The sequence below is a fragment of the uncultured Sulfitobacter sp. genome, from assembly GCF_947502895.1.
Classification (GTDB): domain Bacteria; phylum Pseudomonadota; class Alphaproteobacteria; order Rhodobacterales; family Rhodobacteraceae; genus Sulfitobacter.
The window spans coordinates 319,109-345,963 of the sequence record NZ_CANNBM010000001.1 but is presented as its reverse complement, the minus strand read 5'-3'; the positions used below and the strand labels follow the sequence as shown (position 1 = coordinate 345,963).

The following is a 26,855-nucleotide window of genomic DNA, read 5'->3' as shown; positions in this document are numbered from 1 at the left end:
GGAGGATTTATGGCCAAGAAAAATAGGCGGGATCCTATCTAAGGGGTGGTGTTTGCCAAAGCCAGACTTTGGTGCCGCCGTGGGCGATGGCAGGGCCTTGTGGTTTCCATGGGAGGGCTGTGGCTTTGGCCAATGACGGCTCGGACGTGACCAGTGCCACACGCCAGCCTTTGAACCGGGTCAGCAGCGTCTGGCCTAGTGTGCCATAAAGGGGATAGAGCAGGTTCTTGTTGCCGATCCGCGCGCCATAAGGCGGGTTCACGATCACAAGGCCAGCAGGGCCGTCGGGTGGTGTAATCTCGCCTGCGGCATGGTTTTCGAAACGGGTAATATCGGTAATGCCTGCGCGTTCGGCATTGGCGCGGGCCATGCGGACTGCCCCTGCGTCGCGGTCTGATCCGTAGAATTGTGAAGGCGGCGCTTTGTCAGGGTGGGATTTCAGGGCGTCAAAAGCTGCGGCATCGAAATTGGCCAAGTCCTGAAACGCGAAGCTGCGGGACCGGCCCGGTTGCAGGCCAGACGCAATCTCTGCCGCCTCGATAACAAAGGTGCCCGAGCCGCACATGGGGTCGAGAACAGGCTCCGTGCCGTGATAGCCTGCCTGCCGCAGCATGAGTGCTGCCAGTGTCTCGCGCATGGGTGCTTTGCCGACCGCTTCTTTGTGGCCCCGTTTGTGCAGGCTTTCGCCCGATGTATCGAGGCTGAATTGCACTTGGTTGTCGTCAATGCGTGCTTTCAGCACCAGCGCCGCCTCGGGGTCGAGGGTGAGGCCGTGCGTGTCTGTCAGGGCGGTCTCGATCCGCTGTGCAGCGGCGCGGGCGTGATAGATCTTGGATGCTTTGGTGGTCACTTGCACACGCAGTGGCACATCTGCGCGCAGCAGATCGCCAAAGGGGAATTTACGGCTGCGTTTATCGAGCTGGGCAAGATGGAAGGCCATGAAACCACCGATCCGCGCCAGCACGCGTGTTGCCCCGCGCAATACCAGATTGGCGCGCCATACGTCTGTCCAGTTGCCCAGAAATGCGACACCCCCCGGTTGGGCCGTAGCGCCTGTAAACCCCTGCTCCAGAGCTTCATCACATAATACCTGTTCCAGCCCGGGAACGGTAACAAGGAAAATCTCGAAGGTGTGGTCTGTGTTCATAGCCCTCCATCTAGGGGATGGGCGGGGCTGCTGCACGTCATTTCTATACGTTTGGCTCAAGTTTCACGCGGTGGTCAAACTATCGCCGTGATTGTTGGGTACGGTCACGTCATGAGTTTTGCAGAAACATACCGCGAAGAGCGACTGATCAACCGCCGGTCACGGGCGCGCAAAGCCCGCATTGCGGGCCGGGTGATCGGCTTTGGCCTGACTGCCTGTTTGATGGTGGCGCTGCGGACGGATCCGCAATTGCGCGCGATGGTTCAGGATGTGACCATGGCGGCTGTTGGCGCAAGCATGCCCGACAGTGCTGGCCAGACCGCCAATGCGCAATCCGATGCGATCCGCGCGCTAGGCTATGCCCAAGGCAGTGATGAGGCGCGCGCGCTTGAGACGCTGGGCATCTCGGACAGCGCGGCACCCCAGCAGCCCACCACCGCGCGCATGCCGCAGAGCAGGGTCAAAATCAACCGTCCCGGATCAGGTTAGGCTGCGGCGCCGTACCCCGCGCGGCGGCCAAAGACCGCCCCAGAGGTGAGGCCAGACCCACCCGGATAGCCCGCATAGAATACGCCGCCGACAATTTCGCCGCAGGCAAACAGCCCTTCTATCTTGCTGCCATCCCGTGCGGTCACGGTGCCGTCCGTATCTACTTTCAAACCACCATAGGTAAAGGTGATGCCGCCTGTCACAGGAAAAGCGCGAAACGGGCCTGCATCAATCTTTTGCGCCCAGTTTGATTTGGGCGGCGTGATGCCTGCTGTGCCCTTCCCGTCGAGAACAGTCGGGTCAAATGGGCAGGCTTCGTCGACGGCCGCGTTATACGCATTGAGTGTCGCCAGTGTTGCATGTGGGGCGATGCCTTCCATCTTTGCGGCCAACTCTTCCAGTGTCGGGGCTTCGACGAAATGGGCATCGTGGAAACGGTATTCCGCGTAGAGTAGATCAAACACTTTGCTATCAAAGACCTGCCATGCGAATTGTCCGGGCTGCTCCAAAATCGCGGCGCCGTATTGCGCATAGGTGTAGTTGCGAAAATTTGCACCCTCATCCACAAACCGCGCGCCCTCGGCATTCAGCATGACACCCAGAAAATACGAGATTTTGCGATAGTTCTTACGCTCGGACGGGGGCAGGTCGAGACCGCCGAAATCGGCCATATGCAAATCCATCGGGGTGGCATGGCACCCTGCGTAAAGGCCGTATTCGGCAGCACCCGCATCAAGCGCCATCAGCAGGCCATCGCCTGTGTTATGGGGGGTGCCACGCACTTTGGCCGCTTGCCAATTTGGCCCCATATGCTTGACGCGCAAATCCTCATTCGCCTCGAACCCGCCGCTGGCAAGGACCACGGCATCGGCCAGCAGTTCTTCATCACCCACACGCACACCTGTGACGCGGGTGCCGTCCATGATCAGGCCGGTTACGGCCGCGTTATAGCGCACGGTGCCGCCCAACCGCGTCACCGCCGCCATTTCCATATCAAAAAGGCCGACGCCCTCGTTTTCGGCGGCCAGTGTCAGCCCCCCCCAGAAAACGTGACGCCCGTCTTTTTCAAAGCTCTGGCGCGCCCAGATCGGCTCGAACTTGACTTCGTGTTGCGCCAGCCAGCGCATTGTCTCTCCCGAAGTCTCGACCAGTGTCGTTTGTTCGTCCGATAGCGGGCGACCGTCGTTGAAGCCCAGCAGATCAGCGGCGAATTTGTCGGTGGTGTAGCTGCCAAAGTCTGTATGGGACAGGCGGGCATCGTCAGGATCGCGCAGCAGCGGCAGCAAGTCTTCGGCACCGTCATAGGCAAACCGCATCGCCCCCGCAGTGTATTTCGTATTACCGCCCGCCAATGCTTCGTCCGCTTTCTCCAGCAATGTCACCTGCGCGCCTTTTTCCAGCGCCGCAAGGGCGGCACATAGGGCGGCATTGCCTGTTCCCACGACGATCACTGATTTTGACATTGGTGTTTTCCTTTGGTTGCTGTATTGTATCCACGTGGATACAATATGGGCTGATTAAAATGGACGCGCCGCAATTACAAGAACTTTCGCAGGGCGAGCTTGCTTACCACCGGCTGCATACGGCGATCCGTACAGGGGTCTATACCCCGGGTGATCGTCTTCGCGAGGTTGAGGTCGCCGCTGAGTTGGACCTGTCGCGTACGCCTGTGCGCGAGGCGCTGCGCAAACTGGAGAGCGACGGAATTGTCGAGCATCGCCCCCGCATCGGGGCAGTGATCCGCACATTGTCGCAGCCCGAGGTGGTTGAGCTGTATGAAATGCGGCTGGTGTTAGAGCGCACGGCAGCGCAGATGGCCGCTAAACACGCAAGTGCGGCAGAGATCGACGTGCTGGAGGATCTGAATGCTCAGATCCACGCGGCGGGGGACGATACCCAAGCCGCCGCCGCGCTTAATCAGGATTTTCACCGCTGTATCTACATGGCCACGCGCAACCGCTTTTTGCTGGATGCAGCGCGGGGATTGAACAATGCGCTGCTGTTGCTGGGGCCCACGACGCTGGATGCCGAGGCACGGATTGTCACCGTTTGCGCCCAACATGGCGAGATTATTGCCGCCATTCGTATGGGGGACGCAGAAGCGGCGGGCGAGGCGGCAGCGGCGCACTTGCAGACCTCCTTGCGGCACCGTCTGCGCGGCATGCAAGGATGAGCAAGCCCATACTGCCCCTGATCGCGGCCTTTACTGTGGCGGGCATCGGTGTGGCCCTGTTCAAGGCGCTGCATCTGCCGCTGCCGTGGTTGCTAGGGCCGATCTGTGCATGTCTGATCGCCGCACTGGCAGGTGTGCCGATGCGCGGGATCAAGCCTGTTGACGAAGCAATGCGCACGATTTTGGGAGTGGCTGTGGGGGCCACATTTACGACAACGCTGTTGATCTCGATGGGGGGGATGTGGCCCACGATGTTGATGATCCCTGTGATGACAGGCTGCATTGGCGTGTTGGGCGTGTTGTATTTCCAGCGCCTGTGCGGGTTTGACTTTGCCACCAGCTATTACGCGGCCATGCCGGGCGGCTTGCAGGATATGCTGGTGTTCGGCGAAGAGGCGGGCGGTGACGTGCGCGCCCTATCGCTGATCCATGCAACACGGGTGATGGTAATCGTGGTGGCGCTGCCTTTCCTGCTGGTTTGGGTATGGGATGCGGACCTGACCAATCCGCCTGGCGCGCCTGCAACCACGATCGCGCCCGATCAGTTGGCGCTGATGGTGTTTTGCGGCCTTGCGGGGTGGCAACTGGCCAAGCGTGCGGGCATGTTTGGCGCTACCATTCTGGGCCCGCTGTTGCTGGCAGCCCTTCTGGCGCTGACCGGTGTGCTGCAACACCGCCCGCCAGCCGAGGCGATCTGGGCTGCTCAATTCTTTATCGGGATGAGTGTGGGATGCAAATATGCAGGCGTCACCATGGGCGAAGTGCGCCGCATCGTGATTGCTGGGTTGGGGTTTTGTGTGATCCTGCTTCTGCTAACGGTGTTCTTTGCCGAAACGATCCACCTTGCGGGACTCGCCCCGCCGATGGAGACGATTCTCGCCTTTGCCCCTGGCGGTCAGGCAGAGCTGACGGTGCTGGCGATTATCGTAGGTGCGGATATGGCATTTGTTGTGGCGCATCATGTGCTACGCATTTTTGTGGTCATCCTTGGTGCGCCGCTTTTTGCGCGATGGTTTGAACGCCGCCGTAAAATCTAGAAAATGTCAGGACCCGATATGAAAACCCAACTTGCCGCTTTGGCGCAGAACGGCGAATTGCGTGCGGCCATCAACACGGGCAACCGCGCATTGGTGCAGCAGCAATCGGACGGCACCCTCACAGGGGTTAGTCCCGCCTTGGCGCGGCGTTTGGCGTCGGAAATCGGCGCAGAGCTTGAAACAGTGGTGTATGCAGGCGCGGGCAAAGTCTTTGCCGATGCGGGGCAGGGGCGCTGGGATGTCGGGTTTTTGGCGATTGATCCCATGCGCGCGCAAAAGGTCGCGTTTACCGATCCTTACATCGTGATCGAGGCAACATTCGCGGTGCGCGCTGATGCGGAATATTTGCGTGATGTTGGCGATATTGATGCGACCGGCGTCTCAGTGCTGACGGCCACGGGCTCGGCCTATGACATGCACCTGACCAAAACGCTGAAACATGCGACGTTGGAACGCTCGGGTACGCCGCCCGACAGCTTTGCCGCTTTTGCTGCTGGGCAATGCGATGCAGTGGCTGGTGTGCGCGCCTCGCTGGAGGGGTATTTTGCGGACGACCCTTCTGTACACATCCTGTCTGGCGTGATGACAGAAGTACGACAGGCCATGGTGCTGCCCCATCACGACGCAGTGGCAATTGCGGCGCTCAACGAATTTGTCGCGCGGGCCGTGTCCGACGGGTTTGTCGCTGCCCACTCGGCTGCTCAGGAGTAGACCTCTGGATTGATCATGTGAATGGGCGCACCCTGCGCATAAGCGTTGATCTGGTCAAAGATGTCCGAGAATTGCAGATCGAATTCATCCTCGGTCACATAGCCCAGATGCGGGGTTGCAATGACGTTTGGATGGGTCAACAGCGGGTGGTTCGTATCGGTCAGCGGCTCCACATCAAAGACATCAACAGCGGCATGGATGCGCGCGCGCGCGATCTCGGCTTCCAGCGCACCTGTCTGGACCAACCCCGAGCGTGAGGTGTTCACAAACAGCGCCCGCGGCTGCATCGCGGCCAGATCAGCCGCTGTGATGATCCCCCGTGTGGCGGGCTTCAGCCTGACATGAACGCTCACAATATCGCTGGTGGCAAAGAACGCTTCACGCGAGGCCGCAACGGTCTCACCCGCCGCCGTGGCCCGTGCGCGCCCTTCGTCCGAGGACCACCATTGCACCTGCATCCCCAAGGCCCGCGCGTATTCGGCAACGGCCCCCGCAATGCGGCCATAGCCGTAGAGGCCCAGCGTGCGGCCGCGCAATGTGCGCCCGACACCTGACTGCCAGTTGCCCGATTTCAGCGATGCCACTTGCTGCGGAATTTGACGATAGCTGGCAAGGATCAACGCCAGCGTATGCTCCGCCGCTGCATAGGACGGCGTGCCAGAATGCATGTTCGAGCAGAGCAGGACGCCATGATCGCTACAGGCTTGCACATCGATATGGGGATAGACGCTGCGCTGGGAGATCAGCTTGAGGTTCGGCACCCCGCCCAACAGGTCCGCCCCGATTTTTGTACGCTCGCGAAACAGGACCAAGGCCTCGGCCTCTTGCACGCGTGCGGCCAGCGTGGCGGGGTCGGGCGCGTGGTCAGTCCAGACAGTCACATCATGCGCCGCCAGCTTTGCAAAGCACGGCAGGCCGCGCAGCGTGTCGAACCAATCGTCAAGAATGTGAACCTTCATGGGAACGTCCTTTTGTCTGTAGAAGTCAGAGACCCGCCCAAACGTGGGAAGGCACAAACACCTCACCGGCGGCGATCTTGCGTGCGGTACGGACAAGGCCAGCGGATCGCACCTCGAAACCTTTGTCGGTTCGGGCGTAATCCACAACCACGTCAATGGTGCCTGATGCGTGCTCCAGCGTGATGGAGGCGGGCGTCATGTTTGGCACAGCCGCCAGCCCATGCGCCACCGTGCCAGGTGTCAGCACGCATGACGCAAGACACTGCGCGCCAGTCACCGCCATTGAGGGGTGCGTGTTCCAAGGCATGAAATACCGCGTGGCGATTGTCCCGCCTGCGCGGGCAGGGGCCAACAAGCCGAACTTCGGCGTGACCGATTTTGTGACATCGCCCATGCCCATCAGTGCGCCCGCCTTGAGACGCAGCGCCTCCATACGTGCAAAGAACTCTCTGTTCTCGTCCAGCTCTGCCGCGCTCTCGTACCCGCTCAGGCCGAAACTATCGGCGCGTGCAATCACCATAGGCATGGCCACGTCCATGCAGGTCACGTCGATCCCGTCGATGGTATCAACCGTGTTTCCGGTGGGCAGGAAGGCTCCTGTCACACCGCCCACTGTCTCCATGAACTGCAGGGCAACGGGTGCGCTGGTGCCGGGGACACCTGCGATCTCGGTGGCTCCCTCATAGCTGACGCTACCTTTTGGCGTCTGCACAATCGCGCTTACCCGCGCTTCGGTGTTCACGGCGCGGATATTGACAGTGGTCTGGCCTTCGCGCGCCTCGACCAACCCCATCTCAATCGCCGCAGGCCCGACACCCGACAGGATATTGCCACAGGTTGGTTTGAAATCCACCAGCCCGTCCTCGACGCTGACCTGCGCAAAGAAATAATCCACATCCGCCCATGCGTCCCTTGAAGGCGACAACATCGCGACCTTGGTCGTGACCGCGGCCCCACCGCCAATCCCGTCAATGTTGAGCGGATGGCCAGAGCCGACAATAGCGATCAGCACTTGGGCTAACGTGTCCAAATCTTCGGGCAGGTCTGCGCGGTTCAGGTATGGGCCCCGCGATGTGCCGCCGCGCATGAAGAGGTAGGGAATAGCAGTCTGGGTCATGTCAAAGGCCAAGGCAGAGTGAAGGTTTCTTGCAGCAATCCGGGTGGGAAATCACGGTTCAGCATCCATGCCATCGCACAGATAAACGCAAGCCCTGCCGCCGTGTAGCCTGCGGCATATGCCGTGCTGACGCCTGCACGCACCCGCATGAAGGTGAACAGGAAAAGCATGAGCGCAAGGATAAAGCCCAACAGCGAGGTCAGCACCAGCAGGGCGCCGAACCAGCCCAATGTGGACCACAGCCCATGGGTCGCATCTGCATCTTCGCCGCTGCGTTCACGATCCGCGAAAATAGTGTCGGTTTCAGGTTTTAGCATCATGCGGATGATCAGCAGCGCACAGCCCACCAGACAGACAGAGGCTACAAAGATCGGGAATGTGCGGTCACGGCTATAGCTGGGGATTGAGGCCGCATCGAAAAGTGCATAGGCGATATATCCCGTCACAAGCAGCAAGAACACCAGCGGCGCACGTTTGGAGCCTGACTGCACATCGCCTTCGGCCATGATGTGTTTGGCCTGCCGCAGCCCCAGCACAACCGAGATCACCGTGATGACCAGCAGCACGATAACGATGGGCGAAAAGATATAGTCGATCCCCTCGCCAAATCCTTTGCGGAAACGCGACTGTGCGATCTGGATCGCCTGATTTGCGTAGGTCTCGGCGGGGTTGGACAGGACAAACCCGATCAGAAAGGCAGGGCGCGACCAGTCAAACCGGCGCATCAGGATGCCCAGAAATCCGATGGCAAACAGGGCCACCAGATCCATCAGGTTCTGGCCTGACTGGAAAGCCGCAAAGCTGATAATCATGAACAGGAACGGGGCCAGCAGTACAAAACGGATTGTCGTCAGCTTGGCGATCCCGCCCGATGCGGCGATGCAGATCACGGTGCCCACTACATTGGCCAGCGCCAGCAGCCAGACGATCGCATAAGTGATATCAAGGTTGTTTTTCAGCATGGCAGGCCCGACCTCGATCTGGCCCGACCCCAGCAGGGCAATCGCCCCGATGAAAATTGCCATAGACCCTGATCCGGGAATACCGAACAGCAGCGTTGGGACCAGCCCGCCGCCTTCCTTGGCGTTGTTGGAGCTTTCTGGCCCGATCACGCCGCGCACTTCGCCGTTGCCAAAGTTGGACTTGTCCTTGGTGGTTTGCACCGCATGGCCATAAGCGATCCAGTCCACCACCGATCCGCCAAGGCCGGGGATTACACCCACAACCACCCCGATGATCGAGCAACGCACCGAAAGCCAGATATTGGCAAACCAGTCGCGTATGCCCGCGATCCATCCACCGCCCAGTTGCGGGCGCTCGGATATGGCGCGGTCCTTGCGCAATAGCGAGATGATCTCGGGGATGGCGAAAATACCAAGGCCTACGATGACCAGTTTCAAACCGTCCGTGAGGTACGGGAAATCATAGGACGACATGCGCAAATCACCCGAAGAGGCGCCCTCGCCAATGGTGCCGATCAACATGCCAAGGCCCGCCGCCACGATCCCCTTGATCGCCACACGGCCTGCAAGGATGCCCACCATGGAAAGACCAAATATGGTAATCATCAACAGCTCGGGTGTGCGGAACTCCAACACAATGGGCCGCGCGATCAGAATGAACACTGTCAGGAAGCTCGCCCCCACCAGCCCGCCAAACAACGACGAGGCAAAGGCCGCCGACAGCGCGCGCGCCGCCATGCCCTTTTTCGCCATGGGAAAGCCGTCCAGCACGGTGGCTTGCGACGCGGAAGAGCCGGGAATGCCCATCAGCACAGAGGCAAATGTGTCGGAGGTCGGCACAACGGCCACCATCCCGATCATCAGGGCAAGGCCCAAGACAGGCTCCATCCCGAACATGAAAGGCAGCAGCAGCGACAGGCCAGCGATCCCGCCAAGGCCCGGAAAGACCCCGATGCACAGGCCCATGACTACACCCATGACCAGATAGCCCAGCACGACAGGCTGCAAAATCAGCGCCCAAGCATCGCCGAACGCGGGCAGCGCCTCCATGATGACTTCCATGAAATCTCCTCCCCCTTTGCTTGTGAAAGCGCCCCGCCGTTGCGGGCGGGGCGCTCAAAAAGCAAAGGTTAGTTTAGCGACACGCCGTATTTTTCCTGCAACCAGTTCACAATGAATGCTTTGGCTTCAGGCGTCACTTTGGTGGCGCTTTCCATGGCTTTTTGGGCCGCATCACCCGTCATTTGCGGGTACTTGCCCAGACGCTTGCCCGAGATTTCGGCGAAATCCGCGCGTGCTTTGACGGCTTCAAAGGCTTTGGTGTAGGTCACGATCGCGTCGTTGCTGGCACCGTTTGGCAGGAACACCATTTTCTGCGCTGGGAAACCCGCAATGAAAAACGCTTTCCATGCGTCCCATTTTTCGCCGGATGTTTCGCAACCGTCAGTGGCTTCGCAGACTTCCTTGAAGGTCGGGATGTCGGGGAAGGTGGGATCGCGGGCGATATTGCCTGCATCATCCAGCGAGCCCCATGTCATCATCGGCACAGCTGTGCCTGCCTCGACCAGTGGCGTGACGCCCGACAGATAGGACGAGGACGTCTGATAGTCGATGTTGGCCTCACCGCGCTCGAACATCAGACGGCCATCACCACGGCCCTTGATGCCCATGACCGATTCCACGTTCAGGCCCAGCATTTCCCATGCCAGCGTTGGCACCAGATCAAGACGCGTGGCGCCTTGGTTGCCGTAGATGAAATCCTCACCTTGCAGCGGGGCCGCGTTCAGACCGTCCATTTTGGCCGCGATTTCCGGCGGCAGATAGGCGACACCGCCCGTGCCAGAGGCCAGAACAACATTCCAGTCGGCATATTCAAACTTTACCCGTGGATCGCCCAACAGATAGGGAAACTGGGTCGAGCCGGACGAGCCGAAGATCAGCGTGCCGTCATTGTATTTCTGCTCTTGGAAAAAGTTCGCACCCTTTGTCGAGCCTGCACCAGGCATGAATTTCACGACAACAGTCGGCTGGCCTGGCAGGGCTTCTGACAGCAATGGTGCATAAAAGTTGGCCCATTTGGCCGAACCACCTGTTTCCGAGAACGGGATGATCCATTCAACGGTTTTACCCTCAAGATCAATGCCATGACCGCCAGCGTGGGCTTGCAGACCAAAGGTCGCAGCAGCAGCGGCCACCAGCCCCAGTGCGGCGCGGCGTGTGTTTTTCAACGTAAACATAAGTTCCTCCCGGTTGTGGATCGCCCCTTCTCCCAAAGGGGTCGATTGAATGAGCGGCAGATGGCAGTGCCCCCGCGCTTGGGCCTGTTGTGCTTGGTGAACCTTGCACCAGACTTGCAAGCGCCGGATAAGAGGGGATGCGCATCACACTGGTCGAAGACAACATCAGCCTTGCCAAAGGCATCACCTACCGTCTGGAGGATGCGGGCCACGCAGTAGACGCGCTGCATGACGGCGCACAGGCGCAGGAGTTTTTGCGCGATGACGGTGCGGATTTGGTGATCCTTGATATCAACCTGCCCGGTATCGACGGGCTGACCCTGCTGACCGAGATGCGCAGGCGTGGCGATGCGCGTCCTGTGATCCTGCTGACCGCGCGCGCGCAAACTGATGACCGCGTGCAGGGCCTAGATGCGGGGGCCGATGACTATCTCATCAAACCCTTCGAAATGGCCGAGCTTGAGGCCCGCGTACGTGCGCTGCTGCGCCGCCGCACTGTGCCGCAACAGCAGTTTCGCAGCATCGGCGCTCTGCAATATGACGCCAGCGCCCGCCAGCTTTTCGCAAATGACACCGAGCTTGCCCTGCCGCGCCGCGAGGTTTCGGTGTTCGAGGTTCTGCTGCTGGCGGATGGCCGTGTGGTTTCGAAACACGGCGTGCTGGACCACGTTTATGGCACTGGCGCGGATATCGAGGAAACAGTGGTCGAGGTCTATGTCTCGCGTCTGCGCAGCCGTCTCAGGCCGCATGGCGTGACCATCAGAACGCGGCGCGGGCTGGGATATCAGATGATTGCGGATAGGGCGGAATGAGGTTCACTTCCCTGCGCGCGCGGCTCATCGTGATTATTCTCACGCCGCTGCTGGTAATCGCCCTTGTGGCAGGTGCTTGGCAGTTCCGCAGCACAACCCAACGCGCAGAGAGCATTTTTGACCGAGGCCTTCTGTCCGCAGCATTGGCGATCTCGCGCGATGTGGCTGTATCGGACGGCGATGCGCTCAGTCCGGCTACGCGGCGGTTGGTCAACGATACCTCGGGGGGGGAGCTGTTCTATCATGTCTATGCGCCTGACGGGGTTTTCGTGACGGGCTATTCCACGCCGCCTGTGCTGGCACATTCAGCCAGCCGTGATCTGACGCAGCCTTTCTTTTATGATGGTCGTTATCAGGGCGAAGAAGTGCGTGTGTTGCGCTTTCAGGACGTGTCTGTCGTCAGCGGTGTTGCGGGTGTGTTCAACATCACCGTCTGGCAAAGCGCACAAGTGCGCAGCACCTTCGTGCGCGAGGTGGCCACACGCTCGTTTGCTGTGATCGCCTTTTTGGTGGTCAGTGCCGGTGTTGTCGTCTGGTTTGGCGTGGGGCTGGGCCTGCGCCCGCTGCTGGATCTGGAACAAGCCATCGCGCGCCGCACCCCGAGCGAACTGGAGCCGATCCGCCGCCGCGTCCCTGTTGAAGCGCAGGGGCTGGTGAATACGCTCAATACACTCCTGAACCGCGTGTCGCGGCGCATCAGCTCCAAGGATGAATTCATCTCAAACGCTGCCCACCAGTTGCGCAATCCTGTCGCGGGTGTGCTGGCGCTGGCCGAGGCGGTGCAAAACGCCCCTAACGCCGCCGCCGCCAAAACCCGCAGTGCCGAGCTGGTGCAAGCCGCGCGCGAGGCGAGTGCGCTGACCAACAAGCTGCTGTCGTTCGAGCGGGCCAGCGGCAGCGACATGCGCCAGACCGCGACCCGCCTTGATCTGAAACCTCTCCTGCACCAAGCCGTGAGCACCTTTCACGCGCAGCAGAAGGGCGCGCCCGTTTCAGTGGACCAAGTACTGCCCGCTACTGCGGTCTACGTCATGGCCGATCCGGTGATGCTGCAAGAGGCGGTGCTGAACCTGCTTGGCAATGCGGTTGTACACGGTGGTCCTGATATGACCTCTATCAAACTGCATTTGTCGTGTGATGCGCGGCAGGCATCGCTGATCCTGTCTGACAACGGTGTCGGCATCCCGCCCGATAAACATGTGGCGGCGATTGGGCGTTTCAGTCAGGCAGGCGGCGGGCCGGGCAGCGGGCTTGGCCTGCCCATCGCGGTACGGGTCATGGAAAACCACCACGGCCGGTTAGAGATTTTGGACCCGCCAGATGGCGCAGCTTTTCGCCTGACCCTGCCGCTGGCAGAGCGCGAAAGCTAGGTCTTCAGAACCACTGGCCCGGTTCCATCAGCCCCAAATCCAGCAGTTGCCGCGAATGCCACTCGAACGGGGCAGAGTTGTGCCATGTGAATGTTTCAATATCGTATTTGCTGCCTGGATTGGATTTCAGCGCCTTGGCGGTACGGAACGAACAAACAGTCGCTGTGATGTTGTGGTGCCACGGACAGGCGTAGGTATTGTACTCCTCGTCCGAGAAGGTGTGATCGGCGCGCAAACGCAGCCCCGCTTTGGCGCGGAATAGCGCGATACGGTCAATCTTGCGCCGCGCTGCGGGCACATGTTCTTCGTAGCGCCAGCGCAAACCGCCGTAGAAATCCAGCTGTCGCTCTTTCGGGTGGCCTTCTTTCTCCATGTCGGGACGCGCCAGCGCGTAATAGCCCGAGCGGTCCAGATGCGCGCGCTCCAGCGATACGGCATCGGGGTGGACATCCAGATTGTCGGAATAAAGATCAATGATATAGGTGAGCATAGCATCGCGCCGCTCTTCCGTGTGAAACGCCAGCATTTCAGAGATCACGCGTGTCTCGCAAAACGGATAAAACAGATATTCGGCATTGTAGCAGTAGAATATCCACTGTCCTGGGGCAGCATCAATGATCGTGTTGACCGCGTTCTCGGTCGCCCCTTCCAGCGATGCTTCATAGTCGATGCGGTGCACGGTTTCCTGTAAATCGCGCGGCAGATCAAACGAAGCAGGCATCAGGGCCAGCACATGGGCGAACCCTGTCTGCAAATGGTGGCGCAGCGTTGTGTCTACCTCCACATCATCCTCTACCAGCACAATCGCGATGGGACCACGGGCAAGGCCTGCACGGTTCTGGGTCACAAACTGGTCGAGCGAGGTATAGCGCATGAGGTCTTTCTGCTGTCGAATAGGCTTGGTTGGGTTTTGACCCAGAATCGGTTAAATCGCCGTGCATTGCAAGACGCCGCAACGACTGATAGTTCGCGCGGCATCCCGTCCACCATGCAACCGTCAGGCGTAGCCCCATGTCCGAGACAAAAACACAGACACCTAAAAAGCTGTTTATCAAGACTTACGGCTGTCAGATGAACGTCTATGATAGCGAACGCATGGCGGAAAGCCTTGAAGGATATGTGCAGACAGATACGGCAGAAGACGCGGATATGATCCTGCTCAACACCTGCCATATCCGCGAAAAAGCGGCTGAAAAAGTCTATTCCGAACTGGGGCGGATGAAGCCGCTCAAGGCGTTGAACCCTGATTTGAAGATCGGGGTTACGGGATGTGTGGCGCAGGCCGAGGGCGCTGAAATCATGCGCCGCCAGCCTGCTGTTGATCTGGTTGTCGGGCCGCAATCCTACCATCGCCTGCCGCAGATGGAGGCACGGGTGCGCACAGGCCAAACCGCGCTCGATACCGATTTTCCCGAGGAAGATAAATTTAACCATCTCAAAGGGCGCGGCACCAAGGCGCGCCGCGCACCTGCTGCCTTTCTCACCGTGCAAGAAGGCTGTGATAAATTCTGCGCCTTTTGTGTAGTGCCCTATACGCGCGGTGCCGAGGTCTCTCGCCCTGCTGAAAAAGTCATTCGCGAGGCGCAAGAACTGGTCGAGCGCGGCGTGCGCGAGCTGACCTTGCTGGGCCAGAATGTAAACGCCTACCACGGCGGCATGACACTGGCGCAACTGGTCCGTGCGCTTGCAAAGGTCGACGGGTTGGAGCGTATCCGCTATACCACCAGCCACCCTAACGACATGGACGACGATCTGATCGCAGCCCATGCGGACACGGACAAGCTGATGCCTTATCTGCACCTGCCTGTTCAGTCGGGCAGCGACAAAATCCTCAAACGCATGAACCGCAGCCACACAGCCGAGAGCTATCTGCGCCTGATCGAGCGTATCCGCGAGGCACGCCCCGATATCATGATGTCGGGTGATTTCATCGTAGGTTTCCCCGAAGAGACCGAAGAAGATTTCCAGGCGACGATGGATTTGGTGGAAGAGGTCAACTACGGCTACGCCTACAGCTTCAAATATTCGACCCGCCCTGGCACACCTGCCGCAGGGCGCGCGCAGGTTGATCCGGCAGAAGCCGACGATCGTTTGCAGCGATTGCAGGCGCTCATCAGCCGCCAGCAATACGCCATTCAAGAAAGCATGGTAGGTCGCGACCTGTCGGTGCTTGTGGAAAAGGCAGGGCGCAAAGAGGGCCAGATGCTAGGCAAATCCGAATATCTGCACGCTGTCCATATCGAGGATGCGACGGCACAGATTGGTGATGTGGTGCCCGTCCGTATCACCCGCGCAATGACCAACTCGCTCACCGCGCGCCAGCGCTGAACGTCCCACGGGCGAAGTGAGTCGCGGCCAAGCACGAGAATCATCACATAAGTGTGTGGCGCTAAGGGGATTTCCCCAGCGTCACCACCAACAGTTACCATAATTAGCCTGAAATTGCGGTTTTCGGCCTTATGCCCACCAGATATGGACACATAGTCCTTTCCACCGCCCGCCCTTTTGCCTAACCTGTAGGAATGTGGAGCTTTCAAGGCACAATTGTGGCTTTGTCATGGCTTCGGGGGAACAGAAAAGGGAAAAGAGCTGTGGCAAACACACTTTTCAAAACATTGCGCATCGCCGCAGGGGCCGCATTGGTTGCTGTGATGGCCCTTCAGGGTGCTGCTGTCAGCGCGCAGACGAAATCACAACAGGGCCGTGACAAGGGCCAGTACATTCCGACAATCTGGGTTGATCCCGACGGGTGTGAGCACTGGGTTATGGATGACGGCGTCGAGGGTTATATGACGCCCCACACCAACCGTCAGGGCATTCCGGTCTGCCGCCGTGGCAATGTCTGTGGCGTGATGCAGAGCGACCAGTTCTTTGCAACCAACAGTGCACGTGTCTCCAAACATGGTCAGCAGCGTCTGCACAAGTTCTTCCGCGAAGCAAAAGCCACCAGCTATATCATCACCGGCCACACAGACAGCCGCGCCTCTGACGCATACAACATGCGCCTGTCGCTGAACCGTGCCAACTCGGTGGCTAAAATCGCGAAAGCATCCGGCGCACGTATCGCCGATGTACGCGGCTATGGTGAGCGTCAGCCTGCGGCCTCCAACCGCTCCGCATCTGGCATGGCAAAGAACCGCCGCGTCGAAATCATCTGCATTCGCTGAGGAAACAAGCACATGAACATTCTTAAAATCACCGCGCTTGTTGCTTTTGCGACCACCCTTGCGGCTTGCGAAGATTTTCAGGTCCGCCAGAACGGCCCTGACAAAACAGTTGACCGTGGCATCGACAAAAAGCACCTCAGCCAGCTTGAGGCGGGTATTTGGGTCGATCCAAACGGCTGTGACCACTGGATTATCGATGATGGCGTCGAAGGGTATCTCTCGGCGCGTCTGGACAAATATGGCAAGCCCGTCTGCTCTGGTGTTGCACCGCCCACCCAAACCGTGGGTGATTTCAAAAAAGGTGCAACCGGCCTTATTGGCGATCCGATCTGATCTTGCCACTGCATACACGACATTCAAAGGGCCGTGGTGCATCGCACTGCGGCCCTTTTTGCATCGCTGCACTGGCGCTGACCCTATGCGCGCCCTATCTGATTTAATCTGCCTCCTGAAAGGATCTGCTTTTGTCTTCTTCCGATACGCTCACGCCTGAAACTGGTCCCCCCGGACCCGTGCTTGATTTCGCAGACAACCGTCTGCTGATTGATCTGTGCGGCCCTTACGACCAGCATTTGGCGGCAATCGAAAAGGCCTATGAGATACAGATCGTGCGGCGCGGTAATTTTCTGACGCTGCTGGGCGAGGCGACAGCGACCGAAGCTGCGGCACAAACGCTGCAAACGCTTTATGCCCGCCTTGAAGGTGGCCGCACGGTGGAGCCTGCGGATGTGGACATGGTACTGCGCATGGGTACGTCTGCCAAAGACACAGGCGTGCGGGCAGGGGACCAGATCGAGATGCCGATCAGCGGCGGGATCGAAATCCAGACCCGGAAAAAACGGGTCGAGCCGCGCACAAAAGCGCAAAAAGCCTATGTGGAATCGCTTTTCAATAACGAACTGGCCTTCGGCATCGGCCCTGCGGGTACGGGCAAGACCTATCTGGCTGTAGCTGTCGGGGTCTCGATGTTTCTGTCAGGCAAGGTTGATAAAATCATCCTCAGCCGCCCAGCCGTCGAGGCGGGCGAGCGTCTGGGCTTTCTCCCCGGTACACAAGACGAAAAGATCGACCCCTACATGCAGCCGCTCTATGATGCGCTGAACGACTTTTTACCAGGCAAGCAATTGGCGAAGCTCCGCGAGGAGAAGACAATCGAGATCGCGCCGCTGGCCTTTATGCGTGGCCGCACGCTCAGCAATGCGTTTGTGGTGCTGGACGAGGCCCAGAATGCCACCGCCATGCAGATGAAGATGTTTCTCACCCGCCTCGGTGAGGGCTCGCGTATGGTGATTACGGGCGACCGCACGCAGATTGATTTGCCACGCGGGCAGGCCTCGGGGCTGGCGGATGCCGAGCGGTTGCTCAAATCCATCCCCAAGATCAGCTTTAACTACTTCACCTCCAAGGATGTGGTCCGCCACCCGCTTGTAGCCGCGATCATCGAGGCATATGAGGCCGAAGCCGAACGCGCCCTGAACCGCGACGGTTAAGCAAAATGACTAACTTGGATGTCATCATCGAAGCAGAAGTGTGGGGCGCGGTGGAACTGCAACCGCTGGCCGAACGTGCCGTTCAGGCCACGCTGCACCACATGGGGCTGGAGCCTGCCGTGTGCGAGGTCACGCTTTTGGCGTGTGATGACAAACGCATTGCGATCCTCAACGCTGAATTTCGCAACAAACCACAGCCAACAAATGTTCTTAGCTGGCCGACCCAACCGCTTTCCCCTGTGGCCGAGGGTGCGCCCCCACCACCGCCCGAACAGGGCTTTGACGGTATGTTTGAACTGGGCGATATCGCGCTCAGCTATGACACCTGCGCGGCTGAGGCTACCGAATCATCCAAACCCTTCGAGGCCCATCTGACCCACTTGATTGTTCATGGTGTGTTGCATTTATTGGGCTATGACCATGAAACAGATGCCGATGCCGCTCTTATGGAGGGGCTGGAGGTCGAAATTCTTGGTAATCTGGGGTGGGATGACCCATATAATAGCGACAAGTACCTCACTGGCACGCATTGATGCGGCCGTTTCCAAAGACAGGACCCAATGGGCGACACTGACGGATCTTCTAACGCAGCGCCAAGCGCGCAGGATCAACTCTCCCTCGACGAGACCAGCCCACAGGGCGATGGTGAGACGGCAAAGAGCGGCTTTTTCAGCCGTGTCATAGGCGCGCTCAGCCCCTCGGATACACAAGACGACCAGCGAGATGCCGCACCAAAAAGCGATCGCGGCACCACAGGTATGGGCAATCTGCGCCGCATGCGTGTGGATGATGTCATGGTTCCGACCGCTGATATTGTGGCAGTAGGCATCACCTCCACCATGGATGAGCTTGTGTCGGTCTTCAAAGACAGTGGTCTGACACGTTTGCCCGTCTATGACGGCACGCTGGATACGCCCGTTGGCCTTGCGCATCTCAAAGATCTGGCGCTGCGTTTTGGTTTTAACGGCACGCCCAAAGACTTTGATCTGACAGAAATGCTGCGCCCGCTTCTGTATGTCCCGCCCTCCATGACAATTGGCGTATTGCTGACCAAAATGCAGGCAGAGCGGCGTCATATGGCGCTGGTCATTGACGAATACGGCGGTGTTGACGGTCTGGTCACGATTGAGGACCTGATCGAACAGGTGATCGGCCAGATCGAGGATGAGCATGACGTGGATGAAGGCACCTATTGGTCCGAGGAAAAACCCGGCCAGTACCTTGCCCTCGCCAAAACCCCACTGTCCGAGTTCGAGAGCGAAGTAGGCCTGTCGCTTACCGATCACGACGATGTGGATGAGGAAGAGATCGAAACACTGGGCGGTCTGGTCTTTATGCTGTCGGGCCGTGTGCCTGCGCGGGGCGAAGTGGTCGTGCATCCTGATGGTCCCGAATTTGAGGTGATGGACGCCGATCCGCGCCGGATCAAACGGCTGCGGGTGCGGATGAACGGCGCGCCAACCGCATGACACCCCGCCTCAAGGGGGCGCTTTTGGCGCTGCTGGCAGGGGCGGTGGCAGCAATGGGCCAAGCCCCGTTTGATGTTCCGGTCCTGATGGTGCTGGGCCTTTCGATTGCTTTCTATGTTGCCCGCAGCGCCCAGACTCCGCGTGCGGCAGCTGCCGCAGGGTTTGGAGTAGGGTTTGCCTATTTCGCAATCACGCTGCACTGGATCGTCTCACCGTTTCTGGTGGACGCAGCGCGCCACGGATGGATGGCGCCCTTTGCCGTTGTACTCATGGCTGCTGGTGGTGCGCTGTTCTGGGCGGCTGCCTTTTGGGCCGCGCGTCGTCTGTCGCCGCAGCTGTGGGTGCTTGTCCCCTGTTGGACAGCAGTAGAGCTTGCGCGCGCATATATCTTCACAGGGTTTCCGTGGGCCAGCCCAGCACAGGCCATGGTTGATACGTTTGCAGGGCAGTCGCTGGCATGGGTCGGGCCGCACGGGTTGAATTTCTTGCTTTTCGCCGTGGCTTTTGCATTTGTCGTGGCTATGAAGGCGGCAACGCCTTTGCGGGTTGCATCGTTTCTGGCGCTGTTGCCGTTTGTCTGGCCTGTGTCTCAGGGCGCGCCAGCTCCCCTGTCGGATACTGTTTTGCGCCTTGTTCAACCCAATGCGCCCCAGCATGAAAAATGGGACCCCGAAAAGGTCGGGATCTTCTACACACGCCAACTGGAGCTTACTGCAGCGCCGCCGACAGCCGCGTTTGGTCCACCCGATGCGGTTATCTGGCCCGAAACAGCTATCCCGTGGAACCTCGCTTACGCCGAGACGATCCTGCAGGAAATCAGTGCGGCGGCGGGGGGGAAACCTGTTGTTTTGGGTGTGCAGCGGACCGAAGAAGGGCGTCATTACAACAGCCTTATCACCCTTGGCCCGCAGGGCGAGGTGTCCCAGCTCTATGACAAACACCATCTGGTGCCGTTTGGTGAATATGTCCCCTTGGGGGATTTTGCCGCCCGCTTTGGCATTGTGGGGATGGCCCCGCAAAACGGTGTGGGTTTCAGCAGCGGGGCAGGCGCGCAGCTGATGGACCTTGGTGCGATTGGCCGCGCACTGCCACTTATTTGCTACGAGGCGGTCTTTGCCCATGACGTAAACGCTGCACCCGAGCGTGCCGATTTCATCATACATGCCACCAATGATGCGTGGTTCGGCACCTATGCGGGGCCACAACAGCATCTGGCCCAAGCGCGGATGCGGGCGATTGAACAAGGTCTGCCTGTGGCCCGCGCCGCCAACACAGGCATCACCGCGATGATTGATCCTGCAGGACGCGTGTTGGACAGTATCGGCTTGGGGCAGGCCGGATTCATAGATGCTGCATTGCCTCTGCCTCTTGCCCCTACGCTCTACAGTCGCACAGGCGATTGGCCTGTCACGGCTCTTTTGACCATTCTGCTTGGGTTGGCGGTGTTGTGCAGGCGGCGAAAACCCTAGCTGTTGCGCGCTCTGCGACCCCACCGCACGCTGCCCGAATAGTGATTGACCCGCTGCGCACAGCGTCCTAATCAGTCCCGAACGCACCACAACGGCTTCCTGACGTGGTGCTTTATTTATATTGGAGCACGTACATGTCCCGCAAATCCTATGTATTCACTTCCGAATCCGTCTCTGAGGGGCATCCGGACAAGGTCTGTGACCGCATCAGCGATGCCGTCCTTGACGCCTTCATTGCCGAAGAGCCAGAGGCGCGCGTCGCTGCTGAAACCTTCGCGACCACGAACCGTGTCGTGATCGGGGGCGAGGTAGGTCTGTCGGACCGCGACAAACTGCACGATTATATGGAGCGTATCGAAGATATCGCGCGCGCATGTATCAAGGATATCGGATACGAGCAGGATAAGTTCCACCACGAAACTGTCGAGATCACCAATCTGCTGCACGAACAATCTGCCCATATCGCGCAAGGTGTTGATGCGGGTGCGGACAAGGACGAAGGCGCAGGCGATCAGGGCATCATGTTCGGCTATGCCACCAACGAGACGGACGAGCTGATGCCAGCGCCTATCCACTACGCTCATGCGATCCTGCGCCGGCTTGCCGAGGTGCGTAAAGACGGCTCGGAACCTACATTGCGCCCCGATGCGAAATCGCAGCTGTCGGTACGATATGAAGACGGGAAACCCGTCGGCGTGACATCTATTGTGCTAAGCACCCAGCACGCGGACGAGGCCCAAACCAGCGCTGATATCCGCGATATCGTAGAACCTTATATCCGCGAAGTGCTGCCCGATGGCTGGATTTCAGACGCGACCGAATGGTGGGTGAACCCCACAGGCACTTTCGTCATCGGCGGACCTGATGGCGATGCTGGCCTGACTGGCCGCAAAATTATTGTCGATACCTATGGCGGGGCGGCGCCGCATGGCGGCGGTGCGTTCTCTGGCAAAGACCCGACCAAAGTTGACCGTTCGGCTGCTTATGTTGCGCGCTATCTGGCGAAAAACGTGGTTGCTGCGGGGATGGCGTCCAAATGCACGATCCAGCTGAGCTATGCGATTGGCGTTAGCAAGCCGCTTTCAATCTATTGCGATACGTTTGGCACGGGCGAAGTAGACCCCGAAGCGATCGAGCGGGCCATTGGTCAGGTGATTGATTTGACACCACGTGGCATCCGCAACCACCTGCAACTGAACAAGCCGATCTACCAGCGCACGGCAGCTTACGGGCATTTTGGCCGCGCGCCAGAAGCGGATGGCGGTTTCAGCTGGGAGCAGACCGATCTGGCTGCGGCCCTGAAAGCGGCGCTGTAACCCACGCGTTATCCATCGTGATCTAGTCTGGCCGCCGTCGAAAAATCGACGGCGGTTTTGCTTTTGTAGGGGATTTTAGCGGGCGCTCCGAAGGGACGCGCATGTTGATGCTTGTAGCACTGCTGCCGCGTTGCCCTGACACGCTTGGCCCTGTTGGACCGCCTTGCGCGGCAAGCTGGTCAAGATCATCCAAAAAGGCCCATAACCTGCGCAGTGACCCTTCAACCCGTTGAATGCGGCTGGTCGCGTCTTGGGGGCTGATATTTTCGATCTCGCGCAGTTCGCGCATCTGCCGCATCATCCTGCTGACAATGGGTTTGATATCTTGCGCGCATTCACGTGAAAAGCTCTGCAGTGAGGCGTGCATGGTGTTGCGCTGTGACGTGCTGATCTGCATTCCACGCGACAGTTGCGATTTTTGCAAAGCGGTGATTGCCGTGCGGGCCAGAGACTCCTCGCTCAGCTCGTCTTTGGTCAGATAATCGCTGAAGCCCGATTTCAGCGCCTGAATGGCAACATCTTTTTGTTCGGTTCCTGTAATCATGACCACGGCGGCGGTGCTGTTGACGCTGTCGGCACGAATGCAATCAACCCCTTCAATGCCGGTACCGTCGGCCAGATGGTAATCAAGCAAGACAAGATCAAAGCGGTCTTTTTTGAGTTTATCCCGCATCTCCGCCAGTGAATCCGCTTCGGCCACATGGGTGTTGAAACTAAAAGACTGGCACATGTTTTTGAGCCGCTTGCGGTCGAACCGCTGGTCATCCACGATAAGAATGCTGGCAAATTCCGGTGCCGCTGCGGCCTGCTGCTGGGCGCTGGTTTGGATTTTTGTGAAATGGCTCATGCGGTGCTCCTGTCACGCGGTACAGGTGCTGGTGTAACGCAAACAGTCTTAACGATCTGTGAGCGCTGTGCGTCCGCCTCTGCACATGTATTGCAGCCCTGCGCGAACCTCGCTAAATCCAGCGCCATGAACACACCCGTCAAACCCCGCCGAAATTTTTATGGTCGCCTCAAGGGCCACAACCTCAAACAGTCCCAAAAGGACTATCTGGAGGAGGACCTTGCTGCCCTGTCGCCAGGTGCTGTGGATTGGGATGCAAACCCGCAACGCATCCCGCTGGATATGGACGCGATGTTTGGGGGCAAACCTGTCTGGCTTGAGGTCGGCTTTGGCGGCGGCGAGCATATGGTCCATCAGGCGGCGCTGAATTCTGAAACAGGTATCATAGGCTGTGAGCCCTACATTAATGGTGTTGCCATGCTGTTGGGTAAAATCCGCCGCGCAGAGGTGCAAAACATTAAGGTTCACCCCGGTGACGCGCGCGATATCTTTGATGTCCTGCCAGAACAGAGCATCTCGCGGGCTTTTTTGCTGTATCCCGATCCGTGGCCCAAAACCCGCCACCACCGCCGCCGCTTCGTGACCGAAGAACACCTCGTACCGCTGCACCGCGTTCTGAAACAGGGGGCGATTTTCCGCGTGGCGACGGATATTGAAGATTACGTACGCCAAACGCTGGAAGAAGTGCCGCGCTATGGATTTGAATGGTTGGCCGAAGGCCCTGATGACTGGCGCAAACCGTGGGATGACTGGTATTCTACCCGCTACGAGCAAAAAGCCCTGCGCGAGGGGCGTGTGCCGCATTACCTGACCTTCCGGCGGCTGTAAGCCCCGAGCAAAAGGAGCGCTTGCGCGCATTCGATTTTATTTTGCTGATGAGGGGCTTTGCCCCTCAAACTCCCCAGAGGATTTGTGGCCAAGAGAGATAGGGTCATGGACGGGGTATGAAGGCTGGTCTAGAAAGCCTTAGAATTTGTAGTGAGGGCGCTAACATGTCGGGCCATGGTGATCCAATTCCAATGACGTCAACTGCCTGCGGGCCGTTGAAAGGCATCGCAGATGTGCCGGGTGATAAATCAATCTCGCATCGTTCGCTTATTCTGGGGGCAATGTGTGTGGGTGAAACGACGATCACCGGTTTGCTGGAAGGGCAGGATGTACTGGATACAGCCGCTGCTATGCGGGCCTTTGGCGCGCAGGTGACAGAGCATGGCGGCGGACGTTGGTCGGTGCAGGGTGTGGGTGTCGGGGGATTCGCGGAGCCCGATGGCGTGATTGACTGCGGTAATTCCGGTACGGGTGTGCGGTTGATTATGGGCGCTATGGCGACCCAACCGATCACCGCGACCTTTTCCGGCGACGCGAGCCTGAATGGCAGACCTATGGCGCGGGTAACGGACCCGCTGGCGGCGTTCGGGTGTCAGGCAGTGGGTCGCAGCGGCGGGCGTTTGCCCATGACGCTGGTTGGGGCCCGTGCGCCTGTGCCTGTGCGCTACGCTGTACCTGTGCCTTCGGCGCAGGTGAAATCTGCAGTATTGCTGGCAGGGCTGAACGCCCCCGGTCAGACAGTGGTGATCGAAAAGGAAGCGACCCGCGACCATACCGAGCGTATGCTTGAGGGATTTGGTGCCGAAGTCTCGGTGCGCGATACCGAAGAGGGGCGCGAAATTACGCTAACAGGCCAGCCGGAGCTGCGTGCACAGCATATCGAAGTCCCGCGCGATCCAAGCTCGGCCGCATTTCCGGTTTGTGCGGCGCTGATCGTGCCTGGGTCAGATGTATTGGTGCCTGGCATCGGGCTGAACCCGACGCGCGCGGGCCTGTTTACTACACTGCGCGAAATGGGTGCCGATCTGGTCTATGAAAATGCGCGTGAGGAAGGTGGCGAGCCTGTGGCGGACCTGCGTGCGCGCTATTCGCCTGACATGAAGGGCATCGAAGTGCCACCTGCGCGAGCGGCCAGCATGATTGACGAATATCCTGTACTCAGCGTCGTGGCGTCTTACGCGAAAGGCGATACCGTCATGCGCGGGGTGCGCGAACTGCGCGTCAAGGAGAGTGACAGGATTGATGCGATGGCCAAAGGATTGCGGGCCAATGGCATTGAAGTGGCTGAAGGTGAGGATTGGTGGACGGTCACTGGCGCGGGCCACGGCAATGTGGCGGGGGGCGGTCTGTGCGCCAGCCAGCTTGATCACCGTATCGCCATGTCATTTCTGATCTTGGGCATGGCCGCCAACAGGCCTGTACGGGTGGATGATGGCGGCCCCATCGCCACGTCCTTTCCTATCTTCGAGCAATTGATGGCGGACCTCGGCGCGTCTGTTAGCCGCGATCAGGTCTGAGGGAGTGTGAAGATGAGCACAGGATTTACAGTCGCCATTGACGGGCCGGCAGCTGCAGGCAAGGGCACGGTCTCCAAAGCGGTCGCGGCGCATTTCGGGTTCGCGCATCTGGACACAGGGCTGCTCTACCGCGCGGTGGGCGCCAAGGTGCTGGCAGGGACCGAGCCTGTGCACGCGGCGCAGACCCTTTTGCCGGATGATCTGGAGGATGACAGCCTGCGGACCCCCGATGTGGCCCAAGCGGCCAGCAAAGTGGCTGTGATTGCCGGTGTCCGTGCAGCTTTGCTGGACTTTCAGCGCACATTCGCCGCGCGTAGTGGCGGTGCGGTTCTTGACGGGCGCGATATCGGCACCGTGATCTGCCCCGAGGCGGATGCGAAACTGTTTGTCACGGCCAGTGCTCCCGTGCGCGCAAAGCGGCGTTTTGAAGAGCTGTCGGCCAAGGGAAATACGGACAGCTATGATCAGGTTCTGGCTGATGTTCAGGCCCGTGATGCCCGCGACATGGAGCGGGCGGAAGCACCTCTGCGCCCCGCAGCGCAAGCCACAGTGATCGACACGTCCGATCTGTCGATTGAACAGGCCATCGCTGCTGCGATTGCAGCGGTAGAGGCAGCGCGCAACTAAGCCGCGAATTGCGTAACAGTGCTCACCAAAGGGTGTATCGCGTTTTGGCGCGGGATTGCTAAGCTTGGGGTCTTAACAAGGAGACTTGCCATGTTCCGCGCCCTTACCCTTGCCTTGATGCTGTGCCCTTTGCCCCTTTTGGCGCAGCAGGCAGTTCCTGTACCTGATCTGGCCGAACCGCAAGTGGCCGAACCGCCAATGACGCTGGAGCGGTTGGCAGGGATCATCACGGCACTTGATGCCGATGTGGTGGCCCAAGGGCCGACCTTGCAGTTTAACATCGACGGTATTCCCGTGATGATTGTCGCGGATGCAGGCGCGGACAGGATGCGCGCCATGGTACCTATCGCCAGTGCAGAAGGGCTCAGCGCGCAGGATTTGCTGCGCATGATGCAGGCTAATTTCGACACGGCACTTGATGCGCGTTATGCGGTGGCAAACGGGCGGTTGTGGGGGGTATTCATCCACCCGCTGTCGCCGTTGGAGCGCGACCAGCTTATCAGTGCGTTGGTGCAAACAGTGAATGTGGCGCGCAGCTATGGGCAGACATACTCGGGCGGGGCGCAGGTGTTTGGCGGGGGGGATTCCAATGGCATCTACCGCGAACTGTTCGAGGAGCTAAAGAAAAAGGGTGAGGCGCTCTAGCGCGATCTGCGCTACATCTGCACACTCCAACTTTCTCACAAGGACACCCGGAATGAAAACCGCAAAAGACTATATGGATGCTGCAAACGCGGATGTGCCAAAGATGGACGCCCCTGCCGCAATTGCCAGACATGCCGCAGGGCAGGGCGTGTTTATCGACGTGCGTGACAGTGCCGCCATCGCCGAGAGCGGCACAATTGCGGGCGCACACCGTGTGCCACGCGGCATGATCGAATTTCGCGCCGATCCGGCAGTCGAAGCGATGTATAATCCGGTCTTTGACAAAAATGCCGAGTACTATCTGATTTGTGGTGCAGGCGGGCAGGCCGCATTGGCAGGTAAAACCCTCAAGGACATGGGCTTTGCCAATGTAACCAATATCGGCGGGTTCAGTGCGTGGAAACAAGCAGGCGGCCCGACTGAAAGCTGAGTGAAAGGCCCCCGCAAAGGCCAAAACCGTTCGGGG

At 59.2% G+C, this 26,855-nt stretch carries 27 protein-coding genes and 1 riboswitch; of the genes, 19 read left to right on the top strand and 8 right to left on the bottom strand.

What is annotated here, in order from left to right:
- Positions 1 to 34: 34 nt before the first annotated feature.
- On the bottom strand, positions 35 to 1,147 hold the full coding sequence (locus Q0903_RS01625; RefSeq protein ID WP_299412250.1) for a class I SAM-dependent RNA methyltransferase: 1,113 nt from the start codon (positions 1,145 to 1,147) through the stop codon (positions 35 to 37).
- Between the two features lie 111 nt (positions 1,148 to 1,258).
- Between Q0903_RS01625 and Q0903_RS01620 the strand changes: the two genes are divergently transcribed.
- Positions 1,259 to 1,636 carry a hypothetical protein gene (locus Q0903_RS01620; RefSeq protein ID WP_299024433.1) on the top strand — a complete coding sequence of 126 codons (378 nt, stop codon included), beginning with the start codon at positions 1,259 to 1,261 and terminating at the stop codon, positions 1,634 to 1,636.
- Here the strand turns inward: Q0903_RS01620 and tcuA are convergent.
- On the bottom strand, positions 1,633 to 3,099 hold the full coding sequence (tcuA, locus tag Q0903_RS01615) for an FAD-dependent tricarballylate dehydrogenase TcuA (RefSeq protein ID WP_299412247.1): 1,467 nt from the start codon (positions 3,097 to 3,099) through the stop codon (positions 1,633 to 1,635). The two genes, Q0903_RS01620 and tcuA, sit on opposite strands and share 4 nt — an antisense overlap.
- Before the next feature lie 59 nt (positions 3,100 to 3,158).
- On the opposite strand from tcuA, the gene Q0903_RS01610 reads away from it, so the two are divergent.
- From Q0903_RS01610 to Q0903_RS01600, 3 genes are read left to right on the top strand one after another with little or no spacing between them, the layout of a single operon-like run.
- Entirely contained in the window at positions 3,159 to 3,809 is a 651-nt protein-coding gene (locus Q0903_RS01610) for a GntR family transcriptional regulator (protein ID WP_299412244.1), read from the top strand.
- Positions 3,806 to 4,846, top strand: a complete 1,041-nt coding sequence (locus Q0903_RS01605) for an AbrB family transcriptional regulator (RefSeq protein WP_299412241.1) — start codon at positions 3,806 to 3,808, stop codon at positions 4,844 to 4,846. Before Q0903_RS01610 ends, Q0903_RS01605 begins: the two co-directional genes overlap by 4 nt.
- Positions 4,847 to 4,864: 18 nt before the next feature.
- On the top strand, positions 4,865 to 5,557 hold the full coding sequence (locus Q0903_RS01600) for a transporter substrate-binding domain-containing protein (protein WP_299412238.1): 693 nt from the start codon (positions 4,865 to 4,867) through the stop codon (positions 5,555 to 5,557).
- Here the strand turns inward: Q0903_RS01600 and Q0903_RS01595 are convergent.
- From Q0903_RS01595 to Q0903_RS01580, 4 genes are all read right to left on the bottom strand, one after another.
- Positions 5,548 to 6,516 (bottom strand): D-2-hydroxyacid dehydrogenase family protein, encoded by a 969-nt coding sequence (locus tag Q0903_RS01595; protein WP_299412237.1) that lies wholly within the window; start codon positions 6,514 to 6,516, stop codon positions 5,548 to 5,550. The two genes, Q0903_RS01600 and Q0903_RS01595, sit on opposite strands and share 10 nt — an antisense overlap.
- Positions 6,517 to 6,541: 25 nt before the next feature.
- Positions 6,542 to 7,633 carry a 4-oxalomesaconate tautomerase gene (locus Q0903_RS01590; protein WP_299412234.1) on the bottom strand — a complete coding sequence of 364 codons (1,092 nt, stop codon included), beginning with the start codon at positions 7,631 to 7,633 and terminating at the stop codon, positions 6,542 to 6,544.
- The gene (locus Q0903_RS01585; RefSeq protein ID WP_299412232.1) at positions 7,630 to 9,657 is read right to left on the bottom strand and encodes a tripartite tricarboxylate transporter permease; all 2,028 of its coding nucleotides are present in this window, start codon (positions 9,655 to 9,657) and stop codon (positions 7,630 to 7,632) included. Before Q0903_RS01585 ends, Q0903_RS01590 begins: the two co-directional genes overlap by 4 nt.
- Before the next feature lie 68 nt (positions 9,658 to 9,725).
- Positions 9,726 to 10,832, bottom strand: a complete 1,107-nt coding sequence (locus tag Q0903_RS01580; protein ID WP_299412229.1) for a tricarboxylate transporter — start codon at positions 10,830 to 10,832, stop codon at positions 9,726 to 9,728.
- Positions 10,833 to 10,969: 137 nt separating this feature from the next.
- On the opposite strand from Q0903_RS01580, the gene Q0903_RS01575 reads away from it, so the two are divergent.
- Together Q0903_RS01575 and Q0903_RS01570 are read left to right on the top strand one after the other, a co-directional pair.
- On the top strand, positions 10,970 to 11,644 hold the full coding sequence (locus Q0903_RS01575) for a response regulator transcription factor (RefSeq protein ID WP_299412227.1): 675 nt from the start codon (positions 10,970 to 10,972) through the stop codon (positions 11,642 to 11,644).
- Entirely contained in the window at positions 11,641 to 13,014 is a 1,374-nt protein-coding gene (locus tag Q0903_RS01570) for a sensor histidine kinase (RefSeq protein ID WP_299412225.1), read from the top strand. Before Q0903_RS01575 ends, Q0903_RS01570 begins: the two co-directional genes overlap by 4 nt.
- Positions 13,015 to 13,018: 4 nt before the next feature.
- Here Q0903_RS01570 and Q0903_RS01565 read toward each other — a convergent pair whose 3' ends face one another.
- Positions 13,019 to 13,888 (bottom strand): glycosyltransferase family 2 protein, encoded by an 870-nt coding sequence (locus tag Q0903_RS01565; protein WP_299412223.1) that lies wholly within the window; start codon positions 13,886 to 13,888, stop codon positions 13,019 to 13,021.
- A 137-nt stretch (positions 13,889 to 14,025) separates the two neighbouring features.
- Between Q0903_RS01565 and miaB the strand changes: the two genes are divergently transcribed.
- The 8 genes from miaB to metK all read left to right on the top strand — a co-directional run bounded on the left by miaB (position 14,026) and on the right by metK (position 21,925).
- Entirely contained in the window at positions 14,026 to 15,342 is a 1,317-nt protein-coding gene (gene miaB, locus Q0903_RS01560) for a tRNA (N6-isopentenyl adenosine(37)-C2)-methylthiotransferase MiaB (RefSeq protein WP_299024410.1), read from the top strand.
- Between the two features lie 323 nt (positions 15,343 to 15,665).
- Positions 15,666 to 16,181: an OmpA family protein gene (locus tag Q0903_RS01555; RefSeq protein WP_299027642.1), complete on the top strand. Its 516-nt coding sequence runs from the start codon at positions 15,666 to 15,668 to the stop codon at positions 16,179 to 16,181.
- 12 nt (positions 16,182 to 16,193) lie between these two features.
- A complete protein-coding gene (locus Q0903_RS01550; RefSeq protein ID WP_299024408.1) occupies positions 16,194 to 16,514 on the top strand; it encodes a hypothetical protein in 321 nt (106 codons plus the stop codon).
- Positions 16,515 to 16,645: 131 nt separating this feature from the next.
- Positions 16,646 to 17,671, top strand: a complete 1,026-nt coding sequence (locus Q0903_RS01545; RefSeq protein ID WP_299412219.1) for a PhoH family protein — start codon at positions 16,646 to 16,648, stop codon at positions 17,669 to 17,671.
- Between the two features lie 5 nt (positions 17,672 to 17,676).
- Entirely contained in the window at positions 17,677 to 18,204 is a 528-nt protein-coding gene (gene ybeY, locus Q0903_RS01540) for an rRNA maturation RNase YbeY (protein ID WP_299412216.1), read from the top strand.
- A 27-nt stretch (positions 18,205 to 18,231) separates the two neighbouring features.
- Positions 18,232 to 19,140: a hemolysin family protein gene (locus Q0903_RS01535; RefSeq protein WP_299024401.1), complete on the top strand. Its 909-nt coding sequence runs from the start codon at positions 18,232 to 18,234 to the stop codon at positions 19,138 to 19,140.
- Complete coding sequence (gene lnt, locus Q0903_RS01530) at positions 19,137 to 20,609, top strand: apolipoprotein N-acyltransferase (protein WP_299412213.1); 1,473 nt, start codon at positions 19,137 to 19,139, stop codon at positions 20,607 to 20,609. Before Q0903_RS01535 ends, lnt begins: the two co-directional genes overlap by 4 nt.
- An 80-nt stretch (positions 20,610 to 20,689) precedes the next feature.
- A riboswitch (SAM-SAH riboswitch) is annotated at positions 20,690 to 20,738 on the top strand.
- 5 nt (positions 20,739 to 20,743) lie between these two features.
- Entirely contained in the window at positions 20,744 to 21,925 is a 1,182-nt protein-coding gene (gene metK / locus Q0903_RS01525; RefSeq protein ID WP_299024397.1) for a methionine adenosyltransferase, read from the top strand.
- Positions 21,926 to 21,947: 22 nt separating this feature from the next.
- Here metK and Q0903_RS01520 read toward each other — a convergent pair whose 3' ends face one another.
- Entirely contained in the window at positions 21,948 to 22,772 is an 825-nt protein-coding gene (locus Q0903_RS01520; RefSeq protein WP_299412210.1) for a response regulator, read from the bottom strand.
- A gap of 126 nt (positions 22,773 to 22,898) precedes the next feature.
- Between Q0903_RS01520 and Q0903_RS01515 the strand changes: the two genes are divergently transcribed.
- The 5 genes from Q0903_RS01515 to Q0903_RS01495 all read left to right on the top strand — a co-directional run bounded on the left by Q0903_RS01515 (position 22,899) and on the right by Q0903_RS01495 (position 26,819).
- Entirely contained in the window at positions 22,899 to 23,600 is a 702-nt protein-coding gene (locus Q0903_RS01515) for a tRNA (guanine(46)-N(7))-methyltransferase TrmB (protein ID WP_299412207.1), read from the top strand.
- 164 nt (positions 23,601 to 23,764) lie between these two features.
- Positions 23,765 to 25,117, top strand: a complete 1,353-nt coding sequence (aroA, locus tag Q0903_RS01510) for a 3-phosphoshikimate 1-carboxyvinyltransferase (protein ID WP_299414446.1) — start codon at positions 23,765 to 23,767, stop codon at positions 25,115 to 25,117.
- A 12-nt stretch (positions 25,118 to 25,129) separates the two neighbouring features.
- A complete protein-coding gene (locus Q0903_RS01505) occupies positions 25,130 to 25,744 on the top strand; it encodes a d(CMP) kinase (RefSeq protein WP_299024391.1) in 615 nt (204 codons plus the stop codon).
- 90 nt (positions 25,745 to 25,834) lie between these two features.
- Positions 25,835 to 26,389 carry a hypothetical protein gene (locus Q0903_RS01500; RefSeq protein ID WP_299412204.1) on the top strand — a complete coding sequence of 185 codons (555 nt, stop codon included), beginning with the start codon at positions 25,835 to 25,837 and terminating at the stop codon, positions 26,387 to 26,389.
- A 52-nt stretch (positions 26,390 to 26,441) separates the two neighbouring features.
- Positions 26,442 to 26,819: a rhodanese-like domain-containing protein gene (locus Q0903_RS01495; RefSeq protein WP_299412202.1), complete on the top strand. Its 378-nt coding sequence runs from the start codon at positions 26,442 to 26,444 to the stop codon at positions 26,817 to 26,819.
- Positions 26,820 to 26,855 lie beyond the last annotated feature (36 nt).

Bases quoted from the DNA above. Each gene is read 5' to 3' on its own strand.
- Q0903_RS01580 (WP_299412229.1), bottom strand. From the start codon at position 10,832: ATGTTTACGTTGAAAAACACACGCCGCGCCGCACTGGGGCTGGTGGCC.
- Q0903_RS01570 (WP_299412225.1), top strand. From the start codon at position 11,641: ATGAGGTTCACTTCCCTGCGCGCGCGGCTCATCGTGATTATTCTCACG.
- Q0903_RS01500 (WP_299412204.1), top strand. From the start codon at position 25,835: ATGTTCCGCGCCCTTACCCTTGCCTTGATGCTGTGCCCTTTGCCCCTT.
- Q0903_RS01590 (WP_299412234.1), bottom strand. From the start codon at position 7,633: ATGACCCAGACTGCTATTCCCTACCTCTTCATGCGCGGCGGCACATCG.
- Q0903_RS01505 (WP_299024391.1), top strand. From the start codon at position 25,130: ATGAGCACAGGATTTACAGTCGCCATTGACGGGCCGGCAGCTGCAGGC.
- Q0903_RS01585 (WP_299412232.1), bottom strand. From the start codon at position 9,657: ATGGAAGTCATCATGGAGGCGCTGCCCGCGTTCGGCGATGCTTGGGCG.
- miaB (WP_299024410.1), top strand. From the start codon at position 14,026: ATGTCCGAGACAAAAACACAGACACCTAAAAAGCTGTTTATCAAGACT.
- Q0903_RS01515 (WP_299412207.1), top strand. From the start codon at position 22,899: ATGAACACACCCGTCAAACCCCGCCGAAATTTTTATGGTCGCCTCAAG.
- Q0903_RS01555 (WP_299027642.1), top strand. From the start codon at position 15,666: ATGGCCCTTCAGGGTGCTGCTGTCAGCGCGCAGACGAAATCACAACAG.
- Q0903_RS01610 (WP_299412244.1), top strand. From the start codon at position 3,159: ATGGACGCGCCGCAATTACAAGAACTTTCGCAGGGCGAGCTTGCTTAC.
- ybeY (WP_299412216.1), top strand. From the start codon at position 17,677: ATGACTAACTTGGATGTCATCATCGAAGCAGAAGTGTGGGGCGCGGTG.
- aroA (WP_299414446.1), top strand. From the start codon at position 23,765: ATGTCGGGCCATGGTGATCCAATTCCAATGACGTCAACTGCCTGCGGG.
- Q0903_RS01565 (WP_299412223.1), bottom strand. From the start codon at position 13,888: ATGCGCTATACCTCGCTCGACCAGTTTGTGACCCAGAACCGTGCAGGC.
- Q0903_RS01605 (WP_299412241.1), top strand. From the start codon at position 3,806: ATGAGCAAGCCCATACTGCCCCTGATCGCGGCCTTTACTGTGGCGGGC.
- Q0903_RS01600 (WP_299412238.1), top strand. From the start codon at position 4,865: ATGAAAACCCAACTTGCCGCTTTGGCGCAGAACGGCGAATTGCGTGCG.
- lnt (WP_299412213.1), top strand. From the start codon at position 19,137: ATGACACCCCGCCTCAAGGGGGCGCTTTTGGCGCTGCTGGCAGGGGCG.
- Q0903_RS01595 (WP_299412237.1), bottom strand. From the start codon at position 6,516: ATGAAGGTTCACATTCTTGACGATTGGTTCGACACGCTGCGCGGCCTG.
- Q0903_RS01575 (WP_299412227.1), top strand. From the start codon at position 10,970: ATGCGCATCACACTGGTCGAAGACAACATCAGCCTTGCCAAAGGCATC.
- tcuA (WP_299412247.1), bottom strand. From the start codon at position 3,099: ATGTCAAAATCAGTGATCGTCGTGGGAACAGGCAATGCCGCCCTATGT.
- Q0903_RS01535 (WP_299024401.1), top strand. From the start codon at position 18,232: ATGGGCGACACTGACGGATCTTCTAACGCAGCGCCAAGCGCGCAGGAT.
- Q0903_RS01625 (WP_299412250.1), bottom strand. From the start codon at position 1,147: ATGAACACAGACCACACCTTCGAGATTTTCCTTGTTACCGTTCCCGGG.
- Q0903_RS01620 (WP_299024433.1), top strand. From the start codon at position 1,259: ATGAGTTTTGCAGAAACATACCGCGAAGAGCGACTGATCAACCGCCGG.
- Q0903_RS01550 (WP_299024408.1), top strand. From the start codon at position 16,194: ATGAACATTCTTAAAATCACCGCGCTTGTTGCTTTTGCGACCACCCTT.
- Q0903_RS01520 (WP_299412210.1), bottom strand. From the start codon at position 22,772: ATGAGCCATTTCACAAAAATCCAAACCAGCGCCCAGCAGCAGGCCGCA.
- metK (WP_299024397.1), top strand. From the start codon at position 20,744: ATGTCCCGCAAATCCTATGTATTCACTTCCGAATCCGTCTCTGAGGGG.
- Q0903_RS01495 (WP_299412202.1), top strand. From the start codon at position 26,442: ATGAAAACCGCAAAAGACTATATGGATGCTGCAAACGCGGATGTGCCA.